This window comes from Falsiphaeobacter marinintestinus (assembly GCF_007923355.1).
In the GTDB taxonomy this organism is placed as follows: domain Bacteria; phylum Pseudomonadota; class Alphaproteobacteria; order Rhodobacterales; family Rhodobacteraceae; genus Phaeobacter_A; species Phaeobacter_A marinintestinus.
This window is the reverse complement of sequence record NZ_VOGO01000030.1, coordinates 1-5,529: the sequence shown is the minus strand read 5'-3', so window position 1 is coordinate 5,529 and position 5,529 is coordinate 1. Positions and strand designations below refer to the sequence as shown.

General features: G+C 56.4%; 3 protein-coding genes. 2 read left to right on the top strand and 1 reads right to left on the bottom strand.

What is annotated here, in order from left to right; translation table 11 throughout:
* Positions 1–3,133 (bottom strand): beta strand repeat-containing protein (locus FOY56_RS23140; RefSeq protein WP_222435032.1); only part of this gene is annotated, 3,133 nt, incomplete at its 3' end.
* Positions 3,134–3,324: 191 nt separating this feature from the next.
* On the opposite strand from FOY56_RS23140, the gene FOY56_RS23135 reads away from it, so the two are divergent.
* Together FOY56_RS23135 and FOY56_RS23130 are read left to right on the top strand one after the other, a co-directional pair.
* A complete protein-coding gene (locus tag FOY56_RS23135; protein WP_146348514.1) occupies positions 3,325–3,732 on the top strand; it encodes an IS3 family transposase in 408 nt (135 codons plus the stop codon).
* Between the two features lie 501 nt (positions 3,733–4,233).
* On the top strand, positions 4,234–5,370 hold the full coding sequence (locus tag FOY56_RS23130; protein WP_146348513.1) for a M20/M25/M40 family metallo-hydrolase: 1,137 nt from the start codon (positions 4,234–4,236) through the stop codon (positions 5,368–5,370).
* Positions 5,371–5,529 lie beyond the last annotated feature (159 nt).

Sequence of the window (5,529 nt, the reverse complement as noted above, 5' to 3'; positions counted from 1 at the left end):
CCGTGCTGTTGGTGAGTGTCGTCGTCGCGTAGTCACCCGCGCGTATCCCACCGCCATCGTCGACGGCAGTATTACCGCTCAGCGTACTGCTCACCAATGTGGCCGAGCCAAGGTTGTGAATCCCACCTCCGGCAATCGCAGAATTGTCGTGCAGTGTGCTGTTGGTCAGCGACACAGTGCCGGAGTTCGCGATCGCGCCGCCGTAGGATCCGAAGTTGTCGCTGAGCGTGCTGTCGACAATGTTCACACTGGCGCCGCTGGTGACATACAAACCGCCGCCACCCGAGCTGTGGCCATCCGTGATGTTCAGCGCATTTAGCGTCGATGTCCCGCCGGCCGCATGGAATACGCGCGACGCATCATCACCGGAAATCGTGATATCGGCATCACCGTCGCCATCCGTATCGCCATCGATGACGATGCTGGTCGACAGAACAAGCTCGCTGCCCCCAAGCGTGAGCAGATGCGCGCCAGCGCCCAGATCGAACGTGATCGTGCTGGTGTCGGCGTTGGAGTTGGCAAAGGCCACCGCCTCGCGCAGCGAGGTTACGCCATCGGTTGCATCCACAACATCCGATGCGGTGGTCACGATCAGGCTGGGCGCATCAGACTGCGCTTCCACCGCACCCAAATCGCTGATGTTCGCGCCGTTATTCGCCACGACCGCATCTGCGCGGCCTGCGCCACGGGCATCCGTTGTTGGCGCCGCGCTGTCGTTGCCCGCATCCAGTGCAGGGTTCAGCAGATCGGGATTCAGCGCGATGGTCTGCACGGGGCCGCCATTGTCCGCCAGCAAACCGCCAGCGCCACTCAGTGACGCGAACACGTCTGCGGCCGTCTCGCCCCCCAGCCCGGTCAGTGACGTAGAGTTGATGAAAGTACCGTCATTGGCGTTCGGCGACGTGGTGGCCGTGTTGCCAAGAACGATGCTGTTTTCCAGAATCAAACCGCCGCCACCGGAGCTGTGGAAGAACCCGCCGCCGTTAGCGTTCGCATCATTGCCGCTGATCGTGGTGTTCAGCAGCGTCGCTGACCCAAAGTTGAAAAGCCCGCCGCCGGAAAGCCCGGCAGTGTTTCCGCTCAGCGTAGCGTTGGTCAGCGTTGCCGTACCGGTATTAAAAATGCCGCCACCCGAGTAAACCGCGTCATTGCCGCTGACCGTGCTGTTGGTCAGCGTTACCGTGCCCAGATTGCGAATACCCCCCCCGTTATAGGCCTCGTTTCCACTGATCGTGCTGTTGATCAGATGAACATCACCACCACCAAAGATCATCAGGCCGCCGCCGTCGTCGGATCCCGCATTGCCGTTGATAAGTGTCAGCGATTGAAGCGTTGCGTCGCTGCTCACAGACAACACACGTGAGGCGTCATTGCCCGAAATCGTGATATCCGCTGCATCGTCGCCGTTGATATCACCGTCAATGATCACGTCACTTGAGATGCTCAACTGTGTTCCACCCAGAACAATGGTCTGGCCAGACAGGCTTGCATCAAACGTAATCGTGCTGAGATCAGCATCCGAATTGGCCAAAGCCAGAGCTTCGCGCAGAGACGTCTCAAAATCATAAACATCTACAACGTCGGACGCCGTTGTCACAATCAGGCTCGGAGCTTCGACCAGTACTTCTAACGCACCAAGGTCGCTGATGTTGCCCCCGTTGTTTGAAACCGCAGGATCATCGAAACGCGGTGCACCGGATGCATCTAAGGCAGGTGCAATGCTGTCATCCCCAGCATCCAACGCCGGATTGGTCACGCTTGTATTGAGAGCGATCGTCAGAACCGGCCCGCCATTGTCGGCCAGCAGTCCGCCGCCATAGGCGTTCAGCGCTGCGAATACATCCGCAGCTGTCCCGGATGTCAGAGAGGTCGTGGCAGTGACAGTGACAGCGCCCCCCACATTTGCATTCGTCGCAGCAGTATTCCCAAGCACAATGCTGTTGCTCAGCGTCGCTGTGCCATAATTGTGGATCCCGCCGCCAGATCTCGCATAATTCCCGCTGAGCGTGCTGTTGATCAGCGTCGCAGTGCCTATGGGATTGTTGAAGATTCCTCCCCCGTCCCCTACACGTGTAAATAGGTCCGGGTCAAAATAAAGACCAGAAAAGTAATAAATGATGGCGGTGTTTTCGCTGAGGGTGCTGTTGGTCAGCGTCACCGTGCCAGCATTGAAAATCCCTCCTCCGTACGACGCCCTGTTTTCGCTGAGCGTGCTGTTGGTCAGCGTCGCCGTGCCAATATTTAAAATGCCGCCACCAGGTCCATACGCGTAATTCATGCTGAGCGTGCTGTTGGTGAGTGTCGCCGTGCCACGGTTGATCATCCCGCCGCCGCCGTAAAGCGTCGCCTCGTTTCCGCTGAGCGTAGAATTGGTCAGCGTCACCGTGCCAGTATTCTCAATCCCTCCTCCGTACGTCGCCCTGTTTTCGCTGAGCGTGCTGTTGGTCAGCGTCACCGTGCCAGCATTGTAAATCCCTCCGCCGTACTTCCCGTAGTTTGTGCTGATTGTGCTGTTGGTGAGCGTCGCCGTGCCTTCGTTTAAGAGCCCTCCCCCGGCCCCTTCCCGGCCATAACGATTGAGCGAATATGGTGCTGCCACGTTTCCGCTGAGTGTGCTGTTGATAAGCGTCGCCGTGCCAGCATTGAAAATCCCTCCTCCGTAATCCCCAATGTTTCCGCTGAGCGTGCTGTTGGTCAGCGTCACCGTGCCTAAGCTGAAGATTCCGCCACCGTCGTAAGCACGATTGTAGTGGAGAACGCTATTGGACAGATGAACCGTCGCGCTGCTGCCGATGTACAGACCGCCGCCTTTTCCGTCGACATAGCCCCCAGTGATCGTCAGAGCATGCAACGTCGATGTGCCTGCTGAGACAATGAACACCCGCGAGACATCGCCGCCCGAGATCGTGATATCTGCCGAATTATCGCCGTCGATATCACCATCTATGGTCACATCCGTGGACAGAACCAGTTCGGTCCCGCCCAGCGTGATCGTCTGGTCGGACAGCGCGGCATCAAAGGTGATCGTGTCAACGTCGCTTGCTGCATTCGCAAGCGTCAGCGCCTCACGAAGGCTAAGAACACCATCATCAGCAACAGTGTCGTCAAAGGTTGTTACGATGAAATTGGCCATCAGGGTACCTCTCCAAAAATGAAGGCATCCCCAGATCGGCATTGCTGCGCCCGGTACGGGCCATCAACAAGCGAATGCTATTCAGACTTGAAAAAGGTTAACGGGGCAGTGTTAACAAGGCAAAGGATATCTTGACTACAATGTCAGAACCTTAAGTCTCATTCATGGTTGGCCCGTCGCGCTGATCACCCATCCGCAGTTGTCTCAGCGGTTCCCTGCGGTTTAGCGGTGATGCGGAAAGCGGCGCGGTTCTGCAGGTCCTGCGAGAACGACAATCCGGCGTATGGCTCAAACACATCGGGGGGCAGACCGATCCGTCACGCCTGTCGGATCGCGCCAAGCGTGACAAAGAACTGAACCCCGAGATCGAGCGGGTCTTTGAGGAACACCATAGCGTCTATGGTGTTCGCAAGATTTGGCATCAAATGCGACGTGAAGGTTTTGGCATTGCACGCTGCACGGTTGCCCGGCAGATGAAGGATACTGGGATTGAGGGTGTCGTCGGCGCCAAGAAGCCAAAGACAACGATCCCTGACAAGGCAATGCCGTGTCCATTGGACAAGTTGAACCGCCAATTTCATGCACTCTGGCGTCGGTGATAAAGGGGCTTCGGCCTGCCTGTAGGGCGGCCAGAACTCGGTTAGCCCAGATTTTGGCGTCAACGGCCTTTAAATTGTCCTTGTTCCGGCGTGGTTGCGGCCATTCCTCGGGTGAAATGTCGGCTTACCAGGAAAACGTCTGCCAGATCTTTTCATCGATCACGCGCAAGGCTGTGCTGCGTCCAGATCCGTCACCAGAAATGGACAATTTGGCTCTGGTCTCAAAGCGCACGACAGGGTGTTCCGGCAGGCTGTTCCACTGATTGACGTGATTGCAGCTTGCATAGAACGAACAGGCGCGGGCGTTACCCTGACCGGAACGTAGGCGCGATACGATCAAGGTTTTCTATGCAAACATGAGCCATCTTGATAAAACCGCCTGACACTCGAACAAAACGCTCTCCGGCCAGCCAAGGGCGGTCCATTATGTGCTGGGCGATGATATCCTGCCGTCAGCACCAGTATCTAAGCTAAACCTGTCACACCTCACGGAGCCACAGCATGAGCAACTGGAAAGACCTCTCTTTCGACACGAATTCTATTATTGATCAGCTGAAACCCTGGATCGAATGTGAAAGCCCGACATGGGACGCTGCGGCCGTGGATAAGATGATGGATCTGGTGGCGTTGAAATGTGCTGAGCTTGGAGCCAGTATCGAACGCATTCCCGGAACGATGGGGTTGGGCGGTTCTGTGCGCGCGTGCTTTCCGCATTCAAAGATTGGTGAGCCGGGGATCATGATCACGGGTCATTTTGACACCGTGCACCCTATCGGCACCTTGGCCAAGAACCCCTTTCGTCGCGAAGATGGTAAAGTCTATGGTCCGGGCATTCAGGACATGAAGGGCGGCAACTTTATCACCTTGGAAGCGATCCGCGCGTTGCAGGATGCCGGGATCGCAACACCACTACCTATTGTCGCCCTCTTCACACCAGATGAAGAGATCGGTACGCCCGCAACCCGCACGCTGATCGAAACCGAGGCCAAGCGATCAAAATATGTACTGTGCCCTGAACCGTCGCATCCGGACAACGGGGTGACCACAGGCAGATATGCCATCGCTCGGTACAATCTAACCACCGAGGGCAGGCCCAGCCATGCCGGCGCGGATATCAAGGGGGGAATCTCGGCGGTTCGGGAATTGGCGAAACGGATCATTGAGATCGAAGAGATGACCAGTGAAGACTGCACCTTCTCCTGCAACAACATTGCTTCTGGGCAATGGGTGAATTGCGTGCCCTCCTTTGCCAGTGCGGAATGTCTTTCCATGGCGAAGGAACAAAAGGATCTGGACGCCGGCATTGAGAAAATAATGGCCCTGTCGGGCGAACGTAACGGTGTTAAATTCACTGTTACCCGGGGCGTTACCCGCCCCGTTTGGGAACCGGGCATGTCCGGCACGATGGCGCTTTACGAAAAGGCCAAGGCGATTTCCGGCGAGATCGGACTAGATATGCCACATGGTAGCCAAGGCGGTGGATCAGATGCGAATTTTACAGGTGCACTGGGGATTCCAAGCCTTTGTTCCCTAGGGGTGAAAGGTGCAGGGCTACACACGCTAACCGAACACATTGACGAAGATATGATCGTGCCGCGTACCCGGATAATGGCTGGGCTACTGTCAACATTGGCCTAGCAGTCGGCAATTTTTGAAAGTCTGCTGTAATTGAGACAACGACCGAAACCATGGCACCTGTTTTTTTCTGATGAATTAGGCCTAGGGTCAGGATGCATTGATTTTCGGCGCGCTGCGTGATTCACCGCTTCCAAAACGGAGCGGTGACATGTCTGATCT